Raw genomic sequence first — 18,888 nt, forward strand, 5'->3', positions numbered from 1 at the left:
AACAAGAAGCGATAGCTTTGGTAAAGATTTCTAGGACTTCAACTGCAAGTTAGACAAACTACCCATTGTACTTATCTAGAGGATAAGGATATATGATGTTTCTTACCTGTACTGTTACCCATTGACCAATTCGAGAAATTTTGCAGTGAGTCTGTTGCTAATTTGTCAAGTAGCCTTAGTAGTAATTTATTGATAATTGGCATCAGTGATTTTTTGATTGGTGTTTTTAAAGTGTTCATACCGAAATTTTCCTTGAAATCGGAGAAGAAGTTTAGTATTATATGATCTTATTTACAAAAACTTTAATTTTGTTTGGGATTTACTAATGAGATACCCCAATTTACCCTATGTAGGAGGGGATATTCACTAAGAATACATTCGTTTATTATAAATTTTTATTCTTTTTGCATATCTTTCATTAACAGACCTCTATCCCTCGCCGAGATGGGGAAGGGGTAAGATTTTTACCAGCACTCCGGAAGGAAATTAAGGGGGGTTATAGCGATCGCAATATTCTTATCTGTAAAGCAAAGACGCGAAGTTTCGCGTCTTTACACAAACAAAATAATATTTTTATTTGGCGCTGCTCTCATTACCCAACAGCTGTCAAGGTTTTAGGCGAGGCGAAATAAGCATTTTGCTCAGCTCTGAGTTTGTCGCAAAGTCTACCTTCTGGCAGTTCCACATCATCGTAGGTCAGGACTTGGTCTTTAGGAATATCTCGTTTGAGACGACATCCTTCAGCTAAACCCATTGGTAAGAGATTTTGCTCTTGAACTACATGAGAGTTTTCACACTGCCCATAAGTCATGTAATAACCAATACCATCCAAGGTTTCACCTGCTTTCAAATCTATTTTGGCAGTAGTAACAACATCAACAATGGGAGCGCCTAAGGGACTTAAGACATAATCTTGAAACAGAACAGCCCGAGCAACAGACAACGGCACTTCAAAATGGCAGAGATGGTAAGGAGTATAAAAGCTATATAAAGGTCCTTCACCTAATTTGTATAAGTTGAGGTAATGACGTTGCTTAGGATCATCATGAGTAGCAAATACAAATACTCCTGGTCCTGGTTTAGCACCAACTACATAATCAACGATACCGCCGAGTTCCTTGAGTTGGTCAACGTCATACATTTTGGTCATTTCATCGACGTGGCCATCAAAGTTATAGCCCAGCATTCCCCGCTTGGCAACCTTCATGCCTGTGCCATTGGCAACGATCGCCTGCTCGAAGGAAATTTTTGTGCCGTCGGCGAAGCTAGTGACCATGTGGGGTTTTTGCCCCCAACGCTTGGCAAATGCTTCTTGGGTGGTGGGGTTACGATATGGATCTTGTAAGCCCTTAATGTTACCACACAATAGAGGAGTCAGACCAATACTTTTTACAAAGCGGTAGAGATTCATTTGTACCCCTGGCTGGTCGCCATCGCAGGCGGTGAGAATCACACCAGCTTTGTCAGCGTACACTTTCAAAATAGCGCCCACCGTACCATCAAGTTCAGCATTCATCATGATCACGTGTTTACGATGGGCGATCGCTTCCATGATTACATGAGCGCCAAACTCTACAGCGCCAGTAACTTCAATTAAGGCATCAATACCTTCAGCGCGGCAAAGTAACATCGGATCTTCGGTGACTGTATAGCCTCCATTCGCGATCGCATCTTCTAATTCCGTCACAGTGTTAGCGACTTGCAAATTTTCAATCCCTGCTTCTGAATAAGCCCGCTTCGCTGCATCAATATTGCGGTTGGAGATAGCAACCAACTCCATACCGGGAACAGAGTTAGCAATTTGATTAGCAATTCCTCGACCCATGAAGCCTGCACCGATCATACCTACTTTTACAGGGTTGCCAGCTTCTGCACGAGCAGCTAAAGCGCGATCGACAATAATCATTACCTAAACTCCTGTGTTTTTACCTAAATAAGTAAATAACCTGAAAAAATGCTAATTTTTTTGTATTACCTTCGCGAAATAAAAAATGAACAAATTTATGTCTGATGTCACTGCAAAACTAAACAAACCAATTCTATTTAAAAAAGCAATCACCAACAACTAACATTAAATGCAAACAGAAAATCTATCTGTGTCTATCAGTGTGCATCGGTGTTTATCGGTGGTCGATTTTTAACCAATAACTGTTTTCCTAGTTCCAATTCCCATCAGACATAAATTTTGTTACTTGGAACCACCAACACTCATCATTGACATTAAAGGCCAATTCAAATCTTTTTCGGAAATTTCTGTGACTTCCAAAGGCCATTTAATGTTAAAGAAAGGATCGTCATAGCGCAGACCTCTTTCATATCCCGGAGTATAGAATTCTCCAACTTGATATGTGACTTCTGTTCCGTCAGTAAGTGCTTGATAGCCGTGAGCAAACATCTCCGGTACATATAAAGCACGATGATTTTCTGCGGTTAACTCTACACCAAAATGTTGTAAAAATGTAGGAGATTCCGGACGCATATCAATAATTACGTCATAGATAGCGCCTTTAGTACAACGAATCAACTTTGTTTCTGCTGCTGGGGGAACTTGATAATGCATTCCCCGCAAAGTTCCTTTTTTGTAGTTGAAAGAAAGATTGCATTGGGCAACTGTTGGCTTTAGACCATGTGCTTCAAATTCTTTAGCGCAGAAAGTACGTGCAAAAAAACCACGGTGATCGTGTTTTTCTTCTAAATCAATAATGTATGCGTCTTTGAGTTCGGTTTTGGTGAAAATCATCAGTAACCTCCAGAGTGAATAAAGTAGATTAGTGGATTAAATACCAACTAATCATGATATTTTAGTAACTTTTTATTGCTAATTATATTTCTATGACACCAAATCTAAAATTTTTACAAAAAATGATTGGTAAAATTGGCAGACCTAAGAAAAGCTGTTTGATTCAGAATCTGCAAGCATTTTATCTTACCAATCAAATTATTTAGTTAATATTTAGTCCAGAAGAAATCTTGATCAATTTGTTGTGTACGAATCAGATATTCTAGTTGCTTCAAACGAGTAAAACCTCTAGATAAGAAAACTTCCTCTGTCATATCAATTTTGCTAAACAAATCAAATAATTGTTTCGCACCCTGCTGGGCATTCCAATCACACTTAAAGCCAGGTAGCATAGTATTAATTTTCTCGAACGAAACCCGATAACTGCGATTGTCAGCTCCTTGAGAGCCAAAACTTAATTTACATCCAGGGAAAACATCAGCAATAATTTCCGCAATTTCTTTAACTCGATAGTTATTTGCAGTATCTCCAACGTTGAAAATTTGGTTGTGTACAATATCGCGGGGGGCTTCCAGAGTGCAAACAATAGCTTTACAAATATCTAAAGCATGAACGAGTGGACGCCAAGGTGTACCATCGCTAGTCATTTTGATTTCCTTAGTAGTCCATGCTAGACCTGCTAAATTATTTAAAACAATATCAAAGCGCATTCTGGGGGAAGCACCAAAGGCGGTAGCATTTCGCATAAAGGTAGGAGAGAAGTCATCATCAGCAAGTAGTTTGACATCTCGCTCTACCAGGGTTTTACATTCTGCGTAGGCTGTTTGGGGATTAACAGGAGATTCTTCGGTGACGTCTCCTTCTGTCGCTACACCATAAACACTACAAGAAGACATGTAAACAAACCGACGTACACCTGCTTCTTTTGCTAGGTTGGCAAGACGAACTGAACCTTTGTGATTAATATCGTAGGTAATATTAGGTGCTAGCTGTCCAGTTGGATCGTTAGAGAGTTCCGCCATGTGGACTACTGCTTCGACATCTTGCAAGTCTTCTAAAGTGATGTGACGGATGTCTTTGTTGAGGGTTTTAGCTGTTAGTTCAGTTCCGTTATATAACCAACCTACTTTATAAAAACCAGTATCTACACCGATAACTTCGTGTCCCCGTTGAATTAACAGGGGAGGTAATAATGAGCCAAGATAACCTTCTGTTCCTGTGACGAGAATCTTCATTGTGAAAAGTCCTTATGTGTTGATTAATAAATTGATTACGATTAGAAATAACTTGGGCGGGTACAGCAAAATGAATGAGAATTCTGACGTTGCTGAATCATATGATGGTTGCGGCTGATGCGGAGAAACCCAGACACAGTGATGAGTGTTGGCGCAAATTCCAACTCGCATTCCGCAATTATGCAATGCCAAAATTCTTTGTGTCTGAGAGTCTGAGTGGTTGGCGATTTTTCACCAACCTACTCTACCTTGAAACTGCTGTTGCGTCTATTGGTAAGCACTGATGTTGTCAGGCTACTGTGGTTGGAAGATGCTGTGGTTGGGGAATTTGAGCAACTATGGCTTTACCAATTTCAATTGAAGAAGTGGCTGCTGGGGAAGGTGCATTGCATACATGAGCGGTGTTTTGTCCGTGAATAATTAAAAAGTCATCGACTAACTTACCGTCATTCATTAATGCTTGGGCGCGAACTCCAGCGTGGGTGGGAATTAAATCTTCTGATTGAACTTCGGGAATTAGTTTTTGCAAACTTTTGGTAAAGGCTGCTTTACTAAAGGAACGAATGATTTCTTTGATTCCTTCGTCGGCGTGTTTTGCTGCTAGCTTCCAAAAGCCGGGATAGGTGATGACTTCAGCAAAGTCATGTAAGTCAAAGTCAGTTTTGTTATAACCTTCCCGTTTGAGACTCAAAACGGCGTTGGGCCCGGCGTGGACAGTCCCATCAATCATCCGAGTAAAATGAACGCCCAAGAAAGGAAAATCGGGATTTGGAACTGGATATATTAAACCTTTGACGAGATAGCGTTTTTCCGGTACTAACTCGTAATATTCACCCCGGAAAGGTACTATTTTTGCTTGTGGATTTACTTTACCTAGTTTGGCAATGCGATCGCTATGCAAACCAGCACAGTTAATTACAAAGCGAGTTTCAAAAGTACCGTTATTTGTCTCTAGTACTTGATTGTTGCCACTGGGAACTATTTTTTCAACTTTTGTGTTGAGTCGTAATTCTCCTCCTTGTTGGGAAATGATTTCCGCATACTTGAGACAAACTTGTTTGTAGTTAGCAATACCTGTAGAATATACGTAAATCCCACCTACACTGGTAACGTGAGGTTCAAATTCTTTGACTTCCTCAGGGCTAATTCTCTTAACTTTAATGCCGTTTTCTAAACCACGCTTATATAGATTTTCTAAGCCTGGTAATTCGCTTTCATCGGTAGCAACTATTACCTTGCCACAAACTTCATAATCAATCCCATGTTCTTGGCAAAATTCCACCATTGATTGGCAACCATCACGGCAAAATTTTGCTTTAAAACTTCCTGGTTTATAGTAAATACCAGAATGAATTACACCGCTATTGTTACCAGTTTGATGAAAAGCCCATTGGTTTTCTTTTTCCAATACTAGAATCTTGGCATTGGGATAGGTTTTACCTAAGGCCATCCCCGTGGAAAGACCAACTATGCCCCCACCTATAATTGCAAAATCATACATCGGTATTCTCGCCCCTGTCACCACGAAATAATTATGGATTGATTTTTACTCATAACTCATAAGTTGAGATCATCTACCATACTTTCCAAGGCGCTTTGCCCTTATTCCATAAATCTTCTAAATAATTTTTATCTCTGAGAGTATCCATTGGCTGCCAAAAACCATCATGTTTAAAAGCAGACAACTGTTCCATCTCAGCCAGCTTTTCTAATGGTTCTTTTTCCCAAACCGTAGAATCATCAGCAATAAAATTAATGACTTCTGGTTCTAAGACAAAAAAGCCGCCGTTAATCCAAGCACCATCTCCTTCTGGTTTTTCATGAAAACTGGTAATTTTGGTTTGTTCGCTTCCCAAAACAATTGCACCAAATCGTCCAGGTGGTTGCACAGCAGTGAGTGTTCCTAAGGTTTTTTGTTCTTTATGGAATTTAATTAATTCTGTGATATTGACATTGCTAACGCCGTCACCGTAGGTAAAGCAAAAAGTTTCATTGCCTATATGTTCTCTGACTCGCTTTAATCTACCACCTGTCATGGTGTTATCACCTGTATTCACCAGAGTGACACGCCAAGGTTCTGCATTACCTAAATGTACATTCATTTGATTAAACCGCATGTCAAACGTCACATCTGACATGTGTAAAAAGTAATTAGCAAAATATTCTTTAATTACGTATCCTTTATAACCACAGCAAATAATGAAATCATTAATACCATGAGCAGAGTAAATTTTCATGATATGCCACAATATTGGCTTACCACCAATTTCCACCATAGGCTTAGGTTTGACGCTGGTTTCTTCGCTAATGCGGGTACCAAGTCCTCCAGCCAAAATTACTGCTTTCATGCAATAGCCTCTAATGTGTTAGGTAGATGAATTGAAATATTCCAACGTTTAACAGTGAAGACAAAGCATTATTTATTGCTGTTTTTCTCAGTATACAATCTAACCGTATTTTGCTAGATAAGTATGAAGAGCAGGTAAATTAACTGCTTATATGTGTAAAAAAATGGAAAAGTTCGTAGCGATCAGAACAAATTATATTTTGACTAAAATCACTATATAAAAAATACAATGCCTAGTATAAAATAGCTAAATTAAGTTTAGGTTTGGCAAGCTAGATCAGCTAATATAAAAAGCTTTTGCTTTCTGTATTGATGCTTTTTATTAGCATTAGATTAGTTGTAGTAATTATCTAATACAAATTAACAAAAAATTATCTTTTTGAGATTCTTAGCTTAATAATATAGCTGCCGATTGTATAGAAAAAAGCTTACTTTTCCTATATCAAAATCGGCTGTTATATTTATATTATTTCTGAAGTCGTTATTAACGAGCTTTTTGCGAAAAAGTTGCGTTCTGGAACATGGTGTCACATTTATTTTCAACAACTATGCAAATGCTGCTCAGTGCTTGTTGATAACTTTCCTCGTCATCTTGCTCCAGAGAAATTTTTGCAGCCATTTGTAAATCTTCTACTGCTTTGCTTTGCTGGGAGCGAGATTCCTTACCACCATACTGAGCAAGTTCATGGTAGACAATTCCTCGCTTCAGATAAACTTTTGACAATCGTGGATTGATGTTTAATGCTCTGGTAAAATCAGCAATTGCTTTGGTGTATTCTTGTTCAAAGTTACTGCTATATTGGGCAATTTGATAGCGGACAAGACCTAACTGATAGTGAGCTTCGGCTCTGGATGGATTGAGACTGATTGCTTGGTTAAAATCAGCGATCGCTTTTTGATAATCTAGCTGTGAATCACCGCTATATTTGGCCATTTGAGCGCGGACAATACCTCTTCTGATATAAGCTTCAACTTCTTTAGGATTTAAACGCAGGGCAGTATTAAAATCAGCAAGAGCTAGATTATAGTTTCTATCTTGGTCAGTACTATATTCAGCTTGCATGTAATAGACATTGCCACGATTGACATAAGCTTTTACTTCTTTGGGGTTAATTTTAATTGCTTGATTGTAATCAGCGATCGCGGCATCGTAATCTTTGAGATTGTAATGAGAATTGCCCCGGTTGACAAAGGCTTTGGCGTGTTGAGGTTGCTTTTTTATTGCTAGGGTAAAGTTTTCAATTGCTTGCTCATAATTTTTGACTTTGTAAGCAGCATGACCTTGCTTATAGTAATCTGCAAAACTGAGATTCAGATGATTGTCACGCGACTCAATCAAACTTTGTTGAGCTAGAGAATCTTTACGTAGATAACTACTGGTCAAATCATTGGTTAAGTCCAAATAGAAGAACGTACCAATACCAAGCAAAGCAAAAATCACAGAATACAACCCAGCTTTATTAGATGGTTTATAAACACGAACCTTACGTGGAGGTATGGGAGTATAATAGTTATGTTGCTGGAATGAAACCGCTGCTGTTTGGGGAAAACGACGAGTGTCGGAAGTACGCCTTCTAGTGGTAATACGGGGTTTGAGGTGTTCTCTTGTAGCAATTACCTGTGGAGATGGGAAGGGGTCACGTCCACCTAATCGCAGGCTACGTTCGCACCAGGGACAAATTTCTAGGTGGCTGCTGTAGCGGTGTTGGGGGTTAGTGCTACAGCTAACCAAAGCATCTTCAGCTTCCGCTAAGGCTAATACCCAACTTTGAGCGCTGGGACGTAACAGAGGGTTGCTATGACCATCTTCAAAACAACGCAGGAATAGTTCTTGCAAGCTGGGGTGGAGAATTTTCCAAGGTGGAGCAATTGGGGTGGGAACGTAGGGTACGCTGCGGTTTTGGCTATAGGTAAAATGACCAGCTGCGATGCGTGCTTCGTAGGGTGGTGGTTCACCTGCGCCTTGGTAAATCCCAGAAAATGGATGAGTACCTTCCATCAAAAGTTGGAAGATCAGCACTGCTAAACCGAATAAGTCATGGGGAACAGCGCGATCGCACTTGGCGAAGGTTTTATTCTGTAGTTCTGGGGGGGTAAATTCTGGTTTACCAACGGGACAACGATGTACGAAATCATTGTCAGGGTCGTAAACTTGGAATGAGTCTGTGTCCACAACTGTAACTAAAGCTGTGTCACTGACGAGGATATTTGACTCATTCACATCACCTACACAATAGCCGCTGGCGTGTAAGGCTGCAAAGGCTGCTGCTAAGTTACGAGCGGTGCGGAGCAGGTATTGATAGCTAAATAATGGACAATGCTGGCGACGGGTTCTAGGGTTGTAAAAGTCGATGATCGGACGCATTCCCCGAATTCGGGGCATTAAAAAGCCGACGATGCGATCGCTACCATCTGCTGCTCGTAAAAGTTCTGTCGGCCAAGCAATCGAGATGTGTCCGAGACTAGCCGTGGGGTTTTCTGGTGGGTGGTTGAGCATCACCTCCAGTTTCCGTGCTTGCACCTCAGATGGTTTGTGATAAACCTTTGCCACTGCATTGGCGTCAGTTGGCACTGTATAAATACAAGCTTCACCACCACGTCCTAAACTGACGGTGAGATTAAGATGAACAATTTTTTGGTTGGGAAGATAACGTAGTACCTGCATGATATATTTAATGATAGGGAAGGTGTATGTAATTTTAAACAGCAATAATATTGCTAATCGGTTAACGCCGCAATCACCAACGTTAGATCATCGTCTGTGCGTTGGGTGATCCGGTCTGAACGCAAAAACTTCACAAGTTGCTCTTTAGCGATAATTTTGTCCTCGGCACTGGCAACAAAGTCAAACAAAGGAAGAAAGAAGGGTTTGTGAGGCGCACTAATAGCCATATTCATTGCCAGCAACTGCAATCCATCAGTGAGGACACCAATGTTGACAACTGACTGACGCCACACCTTGAGTTGGACTTTTTCCATTGCGCCCGGGGAAACCAAAAAAGTGGTTTCATTCATGTATTCGCCGTTGTCAGGCATAGTTAAGGCAATCAAGTTACCTATGCGATCCTTTGCTACTGCCACACCGTCGCCTACTTGCGCCACTGCCACAATTTCTGGTGTGGCGACTAGAACAATTAGGGTGCTGGCTAAATCCTGGGGTTGTTTATTACAAGCAACAGCTTCTGCTTCTACAGCTTTTCTGGCGGCTAGTATGGCATCAGTTAAGAGCGATCGCACAAAAGCATCCTCAACCAAAGTACGTCGGGAAACTTCTTGATGAGCACAGATGGTTGCCACTGCTGTTTCTGCTGCAACCATTGCCCCGACTTTCCCTAAAATAGCTGAACCCGCGCCATCAGCTGCTGACACCACTAAGACATTATCAGGTAATATTACAAAGTGGTGAGCGTCCTGACACAGCTGCTTGTTTTTCGTATGGCTTGTGCCACATACGGATGCGGCAACTACCCGCCATTGAGGTGTCCTTGTTGAAGTTTTCATAAACTAATCTTCTAACAGCTGTGTAAGTACAAAAGATGCAACCTTACATCAAACAGAACCCCAACCAATCGGAGGTAGTGCCACCTGCTCATCTACTTTAGAATGAGAAACCGCTGACATACTGGCGGATAACCAGACAAACAGCTCAACAAAGTTTAATCCCGTTAGCTTTAAGGGGGTACGCACAGCAATTTGACTTAAGCGTGCCATATTAGCATTTTCCACACCTACCGTAAAAAAAGCAACACGTTTATTCACTTCATCGGCTTGCAGTCTTTTTGCTGCTTGGTCGACTAAGTTATCTGCTTCACCTTGTGGTTCTCCATCAGTAATCATGAATACCCAAGGGCGATAATAAGCAATACCATTGGCACGATACTGGGCTTTGCGTTCTTGAATCAAGTCCAAAGCTTTATGGATACCAGCACCCATATTTGTCAATCCCTGCGCCGTTAGTATGGGCGGATTAAATTGGTCGGCAGTTACGAAGTCTTGTACGACATTGATATGGCTATCAAAAGTAACTATTGCTACTTCTACTCTTCTGGAAGCTAAGGAATTTTTCATTAACTCATCCCTAAAACTCAGTAATCCTTCATTTAGGGCATTGATTGCCATACCTTGCATTGAACCAGAGGTATCAAGTAGTAACACGCAAGGACAACGGGGTTCTGGGTTCTCAGCAAACTCAACGACTTCATCAAGTCTTAATGTATCGGTCATAACTTTTGTGTTATATTCAGCTTCAAACTATTATTTTCCTGGATCTCAAAGTATATAGTTTCTAGAGTTGGTAAGACTACCTAGATGTCTTTGGATTTTAGATAGTTTACTAGTTATAAAACAATTCGCAACTGCCAAATTACGTAATTTTTTTTCAAAAGTACTCCCTTGGAGTTAGTGGTGAAAAAGAGAAGTTCTCAGGTTTGGCATTATCTTTAGAAGCTTAATTTAAAATAACTTATACGTATAATCTACAGAATACAATAACTGCGTAACTGAGCTAACAGGATATTTTAAAGATTTCATGTAGAAGATTCATAGTTTAGATAAAAGTAATTAAGCATTATTAGCATTCTCATCAATATTGAGGGAATTTGTATAAAAATACAGAATCACTCAAAACAAAAATATAAAACACTTGCTCTATTACTTATACAAAATTTAACAACTCTCCTGAGAGTAGCTTTTCTAGCTTGTAAGATATACATGACAAGTCAAAAAAATTTTTGTGTAAAGAAATTAGAAATAACAAGATGCAACATTCTGCGCAGAATGCAAATGCACAAAAAAACTGCTATTTCCCCGTAAATCCTCTAAGGAAATGAATAATTACGGCACATTCACAAATCTACATCCTCTAAGTTTGTTAAGACAATTATCCAACTGTTCTGACAGCACTTGTTTACAAGCCTTGAGTAACTCAGTTACCTGGTCTATTTTTATTGACCAGGGCAAAATTACATTTGCTACCCATTCCATCGAACCCTTCGATAGACTCGAACGTCATTTGCGTCGCCTCAGTCATCGCATTCCTACCCTGACCAGCGAAATTCGTGTCCAATTACGTCTGCTATTTGAACCCGATTCCTATAATCAGTCCATAGAATACCATAGTTCAAATTCTGAAGAATCTATCAGTCATCAACGTCCTGCTGAATATCAAGCTATTTGCTGGTTAGTTAGTCAAAAACATCTTAACCCTACCCAAGCAGCTGTACTGATTCAAGAATTGGCAAAAGAAGTCATTGAATCCTTTTTATTAATTAAACAAGGTAATTATGAATTAAAAGAAAATCCAGAGCGAATGCCAATCATTTGTAGACTAGATGTTGGAAAACTGATAGAACGTTGTCAAGGGAGGTTGCAAGATTGGCAGTCTTTTGCACCACATATTTCATCACCTTATCAGCGTCCATATCTGCGGGTGAAAACCCTCAGTTCACAAACCAATTTACCAGAAATACAGCAAAATATAACTGAATGGATAAAGGGTTTTAGCCTACGTCATCTGGCAGTAATTATCAATCAAGATGAAATACATGTGCTAAAAACTCTGTATCCTTATATTTTAAATGGCTCAATTTTATTGCATGAACCAGACCCACCTTTCGATAAATTACCGAAAACTTTTGAGCAAGTAATAGAAAATAATCATATAAATACATTAAAAAATAAAGAATTAATAGACATATCATCAATAGAAAACAGTGATACAGAATCTCACACACATTCTCAACAATTAGCACAGATCACTCAGGCAAGAAGAAAAAAGCTACAAGAACTCACAAGTCCAATTAACGTCAACTCTACTCTAAAACAAGCTACTCCTGCTCCTGCAAATATTCGCAAAAAATATAAAATTGTTTCTATAGATGATAGTCCAACATTTCTCAAAGAAATTAGTCGTTTTTTAGAAGAAGAAAATTTTTCTGTAGTGACAATCAGCGATCCACTCAAAGCAGTCATGGCAGTAATTAGACACAAACCAGACTTGATTTTATTGGATCTGAACATGGAAGGAATTGATGGTTATGAATTATGTCGCATTATCCGTAATAACTCGATGTTTAAAGAGACTCCGATTGTGATGGTTACAGGTAGCAAGGGAATAATAGATAAAGTTAGAGCTAGATTTGTAGGTGCATCGGGTTATTTAACAAAACCATTTACACGTGCAGATTTACTCAAAATGGTGTTTATGCATTTGACTTGATGCACAAAATTTATAGAGTGGTGAATTTGCGTAGAATTGAGGAATCCTGTCGATTAATTCTAAAATAGTGATTGCATTCTGAATTTCAGATCTGATTTCGCACAAGCACACATTCCATGCGTATTTCTCTTAAATGGCTGCGGGAACTAGTTGAGGTAAAACTAGCAAGCGAAGAATTAGCAGAAACCCTGACAATGGCAGGGTTTGAGGTAGAAGATATTGAAGATCGCCGCACTTGGGCTGATGGTGTTGTGATTGGGAGAGTGCTTGAGCGCCAACCCCATCCCAATGCTGATAAATTAAGTGTTTGTCAAGTTGATATAGGTACGGGAGAAACTCTAAATATTGTTTGCGGCGCTCCCAATGTCCGGGCTGATATTTATGTACCAGTTGCTACAGTCGGCACTTATCTACCAAATATTGATTTAAAAATTAAACCTGCAAAATTGCGTGGTGTCCCATCAAATGGCATGATCTGTTCGTTAAAAGAACTGGGTTTGCCAAGTGATGTAGATGGAATTCATGTTTTTACCCAAGAGAATCTGCAATTAGGTAGTGATGTGCGTCCTTTGTTGGGTTTGGATGACGTCATTTTAGATGTGACTGCGACTGCTAACCGTGCTGATGCTCTAAGTATGGTGGGTATAGCCCGGGAAGTTGCAGCGCTGACGGGTGCAAAATTGACGATTCCTGAGCCTGATGAAGTTTCGGTTCCCCAAGGTGCGGGAAATTTAGCTATTAAAGTAGCTGATACCCAAGCTTGCCCTACCTATATTGGTACAGTAATCGAACAGGTAAAAATTGCTCCCTCTCCTGATTGGTTACAACAGCGTTTGCGAGCTGCGGGAGTTAGGCCTATTAATAATGTAGTGGACATTACTAATTATGTATTGTTGGAATGGGGACAGCCACTACACGCTTTTGATCGCGATCGCCTTGTTTCTATAGCCGGTAGCGAAAAACTAGCCATTGGTGTGCGCTTTGCTAACACCGGAGAAACCCTCAAAACCTTAGATGGGCAAACTCGCACCCTCTCCACCCAGAACTTGCTGATTACCGCCAACGATCAACCTGTTGCTTTAGCTGGTGTGATGGGTGGTGAAGAAAGTGAAGTCCATGAAGGTACGCAAAACCTGTTATTAGAAGCAGCTTTATTTGATTCCGTAGTCATTCGCCGTTCTTCCCGGAGTGTAGGGTTAAGAAGTGAATCTTCATCTCGATACGAACGGGGTATAAATAGTGCTGGCTTGGAAATAGCAACACGCCGCGCCTTGACTCTAATTACCGAACTTGCGCAAGGAAGTCTGGTGACTCAGGAAATTTCTGACAGCCGCCCTGATCCATCAACTTGGACACGTTCAATTGAACTACGTTTAGATCGGGTGAATCAGGTGTTGGGACCTGTTGATTTAGGTGAACAACCCGGAGAACTACAAGCTGAAGATGTAGAGCGTACCTTGACTGCCTTGGGATGTCAACTCAAGAGTATCGGCGATCGCAAATGGACAGTGACAGTACCACCCTACCGTTACCGCGATCTAGAACGGGAAATTGATTTAATCGAAGAAATTGCCCGTCTCTACGGCTATAATCGTTTCTGCGACACTCTGCCAGAAAAGTCAGGAGCAGGTTATTTGCCTTTTGATGTAGACATGCTGCGTCAGCTACGCGCATGTTTTCGGGCAGAAGGTTTAACAGAATTAATGCACTACTCCTTAGTCAAGCCAGGGGAAAATAGACAAATATTGCTGGCAAATCCTTTATTTGTAGAGTATTCAGCCCTACGCACAGATTTACTTTCTGGGTTGATTGATGCTTTTGTGTATAATTTAGAACAAGGCAATGGGGCGCTCAATGGATTTGAAATTGGGCGAATTTTCTGGCAAGAAGAAAACGGCTTGCAAGAAGCAGATGCCATAGCAGGGATTTTGGGAGGCGATCGCAGATCTAACAAGTGGACAAGTAGTGGGCGTGAGCAACCCATGACTTGGTACGAAGCCAAAGGCACCTTGGATAGCGTATTTCAGCGCCTGAGTTTGGAGGTGGAGTATCAACCAGATTGCCATGATGAGCGTTTGCATCCAGGTAGAACCGCCTCTTTGTGGATTCGGGGTAACAGATTGGGTATCTTTGGGCAGTTACATCCCCAACTGCGACACGAAAGAAGCTTGCCAGAAGCAGTTTACGTATTTCAACTAGATTTAGATGTGCTGTTGGATGCACTAGATCAAGATGAAATTATCGTGCCCACATTCAAGCCTTATTCTACCTATCCAGCTACAGATAGAGATATTGCCTTCTTTGCACCAATTAAGGTGACAGTTGCCGAAATTGAAAAAGCAATTACTAAAGCAGGTAAAGATTTACTCGAATCTGTAGAACTGTTTGATGAATATCGTGGCGAACACGTACCGCAAGGACAACGGAGTTTAGCATTCCGCCTCATTTATCGAGCCAGCGATCGCACTCTCACTGATGCAGAAGTTGAACCCGTGCATCAAAAAGTCCGTGATACATTGGTCGAAAAATTTGGTGTTGCTCTGAGAAGTTAATTATTAGTTGTTAGTTGTTAGATGTTAGTTGTTTGGATCATCTCAGTCAAATCCAAACAACAATCAACAACCAACTATCAACAATCAACAACCAACTATCAACAAATATGACTAAATACATCATGTGGGGGACTTACTGTGAAGATGTCCTCGAAAAACGCGCCTCTTATCGTCAAGCTCATCTAGATGGATTAGCAAAACAAAAAGAATCTGGTGTACTAATTACTATTGGCCCCACCAAAGATTTAACAAAAGTTTTTGGTATTTACGAAGCCGACAACGAAGATATTGTGCGTCAATTAGTAGAAAATGACCCCTATTGGCAAAACGGAATTTGGACTGAATACTCTATCAAAGAGTGGATTCAGGCGTTTTAAATATTAAGGCAAAAGGTAGTAGACAGCGGTGTATTTCCAGAAATGCAGAAGCTTGGGGGAACAAATTATCTCTAAAATTCTTCTACTACCTCATTTTTTTGTACGGTTATCATGAAAGATTTCTCATGCAAAAAAATTTGCTATTGCCTAGACTAAAAACGTGGTCAAACAAAACTGTCTCAACTTCGACTGTTTTTTATCATTGATGTTTAGTTGAGAAGGTAGGTCTATGAACAAGATTTTTAAACGCACAGTTTTACCCGGTTTACTAGCTACAAGTTTAGTTGGTGCAACCTTTGTACCAGCTAAACCTGCTGCTGCTGATGAATACATACTACAAGATATCGGTATTGGAGCCGGTGCTGGCGTAGTCTCTGGCGCTATTAGAGGACGGGGTTCTGTCGTCAACAATGCTATCAAAGGTGCGGCGTCTGGTGCTGCTGTCAACGCCGTTCATGGTACTAGACGTCAGTACAAAAACCGTCAAAACCGTAATGTGGTTCAAGATGTGGGAGTAGGCGCAGCTGCGGGTGCAGTAACTGGTACAATCCTTCGCGGTAACACCAGACATGTTCTTGGTGATGCAATTGATGGTGCAGCCGCAGGTGGAGCAATCAATGTCCTCACCAATGGCAAAAGGCAGTAATTCAAAAATTACATGCCTAAATTAGGGGCGCACGACTATGCGCCCTCGTAAAAGTCCTGTGTTTTATGCAAAGGAAAACTCTACATCAAATTTAGTGTTAGTTTTCTTCTGCTGCTGGTAGAGGGAATCTTTCACCAGCTAAATATGCATCTAAATTTTGTTGGAAGTAAAGCCAAGAAGTCATGTCTTCGACATCTAAAAAGGATTTCGGAGCTTTTTTGTATAGAGGAACACGAGTATTGATTTCGTCTTTGAGTAGTTGCGGTAATTCGTCGAAGCCTTTTACCTTGCTACCACAAGCACTGTAGATAAGATAACCAGAGCGATCGCCCATTTTCATCCAAGGTAGCCATTGGCCAATCCTATCCCAACTTAGTCTCAGTTGAGAAACTGAAGGTAATTCCAAATTGAATAAATCTGTAGTGGGAACAGTAATTTTAAATAACTCTGCGGCTTGATAAGTAGGTTGGGGACTATATTCGGCTAATTTTGTATTTTCTACTAAGGGGTTGGGATAAGTAGGAAAGATATCAAATACAAAAGTTGTACTCTCATCATCTACCTGGGCTGGAAACTTGCCTTTAAAATGACCTTGCACTGGGTTATTCGCAACGTGCATGACTGGAACTGTTTCCCCTGTCCAGGGATTATCCCATCTATGCAAAATCTCTTCTGTTTCGGGGTTAAGGTAATAAGTCAATTCTCTAGAGGTAAAATCCCAGCAACCCGCCTCAGTGGGGATACATCTGCTTACACTCATACCAACCATTTTAAATAAGAGTGTGCGTTTTTCACCTGGAACAAAAGCGTATATCTTACCTGTCCAGCTTAAAAAGCTTGATTCAGCAGGATCAAGTGAAGAGCGAGTTTTCACCCAGTATGAGGCTTCTAATTCTTGATTTTGGGCAACCATTTTGTGGCTCCTGACTACTTATTAAACAATACCTTTTTAGGTGAAGGTTTTGTTTCAGCACACTTTTGGGTAAAACTTGAGTGTTTTTCAACGCAGAGAGAAGTTTGAGCTAGGGCTTGGGGCGTACTCTACGAGAAGCCGCCCTACGGGCGTCTACAAAGCAGCGTCCCGGAGGGAACTTCAAAGCTTCGGTGGGGACGCAAAGGAATACGCAGAGGGTCGCAGAGTTTTCAGAACTTAACTAAGTTTTGTGTAATATTTTACTCAGTTAGTTCGAGATACTCAAGTTAATATCAATATATTGTGAATTAAAACTATAGCAAAAATCATGTTTTTAGAATCGTAGACGCCCCCAAGGGCGGCTTGTAGGGTACACTCATGGAACACAGATACACACCGATAATCTATCTGTGTTCATCCGTGTTCATCGGTGTTCGTTAATCAAATCAAACTCTGGACACTTGCCAAAAACCCTTATATTGCTTCTTCAATTCACATTGGCGTAACTATGTTTTAAAAAATGACCGCTGATTTACACAGATACACACTGATAGATACAAATAAATTTACCGGGATGTGGTTGTGTTATCTGTTGGTGTTGTTCAAATAAATACTTTGTTTTATACGCTTTCTCTCCTTCCTTCTTGATTGTCAAAATAACGAAACAGAAAAATCCCAATCGGTAGAAAACTATTAATGGCGATTAGCCGCACAACATGACCCGCTGTCACGATTTCTACATTATGATCTAATGTCAAGGCAACTAAGATAATTTCCGCAGATCCTCCAGGTGCTGTCACCAACAGACAAGTTAGCCAATCCCAAGACGTTAATTGCATGGCAAGTAAAGTAGCGGCTACCCCAGCAGCAAGAGTCATCGCAACTGAAATGATGGCGTATCCTATAGTTCGTTTTTGGAAGGTAGGTTTTTCACCCCAATACTCACCGATAGTAATTCCCAGCAACATTTGACCTAGTAACTTAATTACAAGTGGTGGGGTAAAAGAGATATCATCTATAAAAGGTAGCCAATTGAGAATTGGATTAAATGCCATTCCTACTAATAATGAAGCAAAAAAAGGGGCAGCAGGAACTTTCAGGAATTTCGCTATATAAACTGCTAAGGTGCTGATTACCAACACCAAGAAGAGTAACTCAAAAGAGTATGGCTCAATAGCAGAGGATATTGGTGGTTGAACTGAGGTATTATTTGTGACTCTAGCAATTAAGGGTATGAGAAAAACTACGCTTGTTATCCGGAGTGCTTGTACTAATGCCACCAAAGTGACATTTTTATTGTAATCTGCTGCGATAGCTGACATTACCCCCACACCGCCAGGAACTGTAGCTAGCATTGCTGTCAAAAGATTGGTTTTGCTCAAACGGGAATAAATGTAGCCAATGCAACCTCCACACAGTAGTAAAAACAACGTGAGGCAAACAAAAACTGGAGCACTAGCACTAATATTGGCTAAATTAGCATGGGCATTAGAAGCACCGATAGTTATGCCCACTAATATCATTCCAATCTCTCTAGCAGTCCGGTTAGGTTTGGGCAAATAATTATAAAAAATTCGGGATGTCTGGAATATCGCCGCACCAGAAATAATTCCGCCAAAGATCCAAGCAATGCCACCAAAATTGAAGTGAAACAGAGCAAAACCAAAGGGTATAGCCAAAAGTAGCTCTGCACTCAGGATCTGGAGTTGCTTGATCAATTGCTGTTGTTGGCTAACAATAGGATTCGTTGTCGTGCTATCCTCCTGATGAGGAACAACAATTAAATTTTGATTCATTAAAAGGTGTTTCTTAAATCGACTAGTAACCAAACTAGCGCGATCGCACAACACATGCATCTGTG

Annotated in this window: 15 protein-coding genes; 5 read left to right on the top strand and 10 right to left on the bottom strand. The window is 40.5% G+C overall.

Going from position 1 to position 18,888, the window contains the following annotated elements; all coding sequences use genetic code 11:
- Window positions 1-592: 592 nt before the first annotated feature.
- From UYK_RS0100240 to UYK_RS0100255, 3 genes are all read right to left on the bottom strand, one after another.
- Window positions 593-1,906, bottom strand: a complete 1,314-nt coding sequence (locus UYK_RS0100240; RefSeq protein ID WP_009459713.1) for an NAD(P)H-dependent oxidoreductase — start codon at window positions 1,904-1,906, stop codon at window positions 593-595.
- Between the two features lie 282 nt (window positions 1,907-2,188).
- Window positions 2,189-2,740, bottom strand: a complete 552-nt coding sequence (rfbC, locus tag UYK_RS0100245; protein WP_009459712.1) for a dTDP-4-dehydrorhamnose 3,5-epimerase — start codon at window positions 2,738-2,740, stop codon at window positions 2,189-2,191.
- Window positions 2,741-2,946: 206 nt separating this feature from the next.
- Window positions 2,947-3,975: an NAD-dependent epimerase/dehydratase family protein gene (locus tag UYK_RS0100255; RefSeq protein WP_009459711.1), complete on the bottom strand. Its 1,029-nt coding sequence runs from the start codon at window positions 3,973-3,975 to the stop codon at window positions 2,947-2,949.
- Window positions 3,976-4,049: 74 nt separating this feature from the next.
- Between UYK_RS0100255 and UYK_RS0100260 the strand changes: the two genes are divergently transcribed.
- Window positions 4,050-4,259, top strand: a complete 210-nt coding sequence (locus UYK_RS0100260; RefSeq protein WP_016870683.1) for a hypothetical protein — start codon at window positions 4,050-4,052, stop codon at window positions 4,257-4,259.
- 5 nt (window positions 4,260-4,264) lie between these two features.
- Here the strand turns inward: UYK_RS0100260 and lhgO are convergent, their stop codons facing one another.
- The 5 genes from lhgO to UYK_RS0100285 form a co-directional block, all read right to left on the bottom strand.
- Window positions 4,265-5,476: an L-2-hydroxyglutarate oxidase gene (gene lhgO, locus UYK_RS0100265; protein ID WP_009459710.1), complete on the bottom strand. Its 1,212-nt coding sequence runs from the start codon at window positions 5,474-5,476 to the stop codon at window positions 4,265-4,267.
- A 73-nt stretch (window positions 5,477-5,549) separates the two neighbouring features.
- The gene (rfbF, locus tag UYK_RS0100270) at window positions 5,550-6,323 is read right to left on the bottom strand and encodes a glucose-1-phosphate cytidylyltransferase (protein ID WP_009459706.1); all 774 of its coding nucleotides are present in this window, start codon (window positions 6,321-6,323) and stop codon (window positions 5,550-5,552) included.
- A 483-nt stretch (window positions 6,324-6,806) separates the two neighbouring features.
- A complete protein-coding gene (locus tag UYK_RS0100275; protein WP_016870684.1) occupies window positions 6,807-8,987 on the bottom strand; it encodes a tetratricopeptide repeat protein in 2,181 nt (726 codons plus the stop codon).
- 53 nt (window positions 8,988-9,040) lie between these two features.
- A complete protein-coding gene (locus UYK_RS0100280; RefSeq protein ID WP_009459704.1) occupies window positions 9,041-9,823 on the bottom strand; it encodes a PP2C family serine/threonine-protein phosphatase in 783 nt (260 codons plus the stop codon).
- Window positions 9,824-9,871: 48 nt separating this feature from the next.
- On the bottom strand, window positions 9,872-10,546 hold the full coding sequence (locus tag UYK_RS0100285; RefSeq protein ID WP_009459703.1) for a vWA domain-containing protein: 675 nt from the start codon (window positions 10,544-10,546) through the stop codon (window positions 9,872-9,874).
- Between the two features lie 601 nt (window positions 10,547-11,147).
- On the opposite strand from UYK_RS0100285, the gene UYK_RS0100290 reads away from it, so the two are divergent.
- The 4 genes from UYK_RS0100290 (at window position 11,148) to UYK_RS0100305 (ending at window position 16,114) form a co-directional block, all read left to right on the top strand.
- Window positions 11,148-12,539 carry a response regulator gene (locus tag UYK_RS0100290; RefSeq protein ID WP_009459702.1) on the top strand — a complete coding sequence of 464 codons (1,392 nt, stop codon included), beginning with the start codon at window positions 11,148-11,150 and terminating at the stop codon, window positions 12,537-12,539.
- Between the two features lie 116 nt (window positions 12,540-12,655).
- Window positions 12,656-15,091, top strand: a complete 2,436-nt coding sequence (gene pheT / locus UYK_RS0100295) for a phenylalanine--tRNA ligase subunit beta (RefSeq protein ID WP_009459696.1) — start codon at window positions 12,656-12,658, stop codon at window positions 15,089-15,091.
- A gap of 107 nt (window positions 15,092-15,198) precedes the next feature.
- Window positions 15,199-15,468: a YciI family protein gene (locus tag UYK_RS0100300; protein ID WP_026086307.1), complete on the top strand. Its 270-nt coding sequence runs from the start codon at window positions 15,199-15,201 to the stop codon at window positions 15,466-15,468.
- A 229-nt stretch (window positions 15,469-15,697) separates the two neighbouring features.
- The gene (locus UYK_RS0100305; RefSeq protein ID WP_009459692.1) at window positions 15,698-16,114 is read left to right on the top strand and encodes a hypothetical protein; all 417 of its coding nucleotides are present in this window, start codon (window positions 15,698-15,700) and stop codon (window positions 16,112-16,114) included.
- 97 nt (window positions 16,115-16,211) lie between these two features.
- Here UYK_RS0100305 and UYK_RS0100310 read toward each other — a convergent pair whose 3' ends face one another.
- Complete coding sequence (locus UYK_RS0100310) at window positions 16,212-17,027, bottom strand: DUF1838 domain-containing protein (RefSeq protein ID WP_016870687.1); 816 nt, start codon at window positions 17,025-17,027, stop codon at window positions 16,212-16,214.
- A 620-nt stretch (window positions 17,028-17,647) separates the two neighbouring features.
- Complete coding sequence (locus UYK_RS0100315; RefSeq protein WP_016870688.1) at window positions 17,648-18,823, bottom strand: AbrB family transcriptional regulator; 1,176 nt, start codon at window positions 18,821-18,823, stop codon at window positions 17,648-17,650.
- Between the last annotated feature and the right edge of the window lie 65 nt (window positions 18,824-18,888).

Origin of the sequence: Fischerella thermalis PCC 7521, assembly GCF_000317225.1 — a bacterium.
Lineage (GTDB): Bacteria > Cyanobacteriota > Cyanobacteriia > Cyanobacteriales > Nostocaceae > Fischerella > Fischerella thermalis.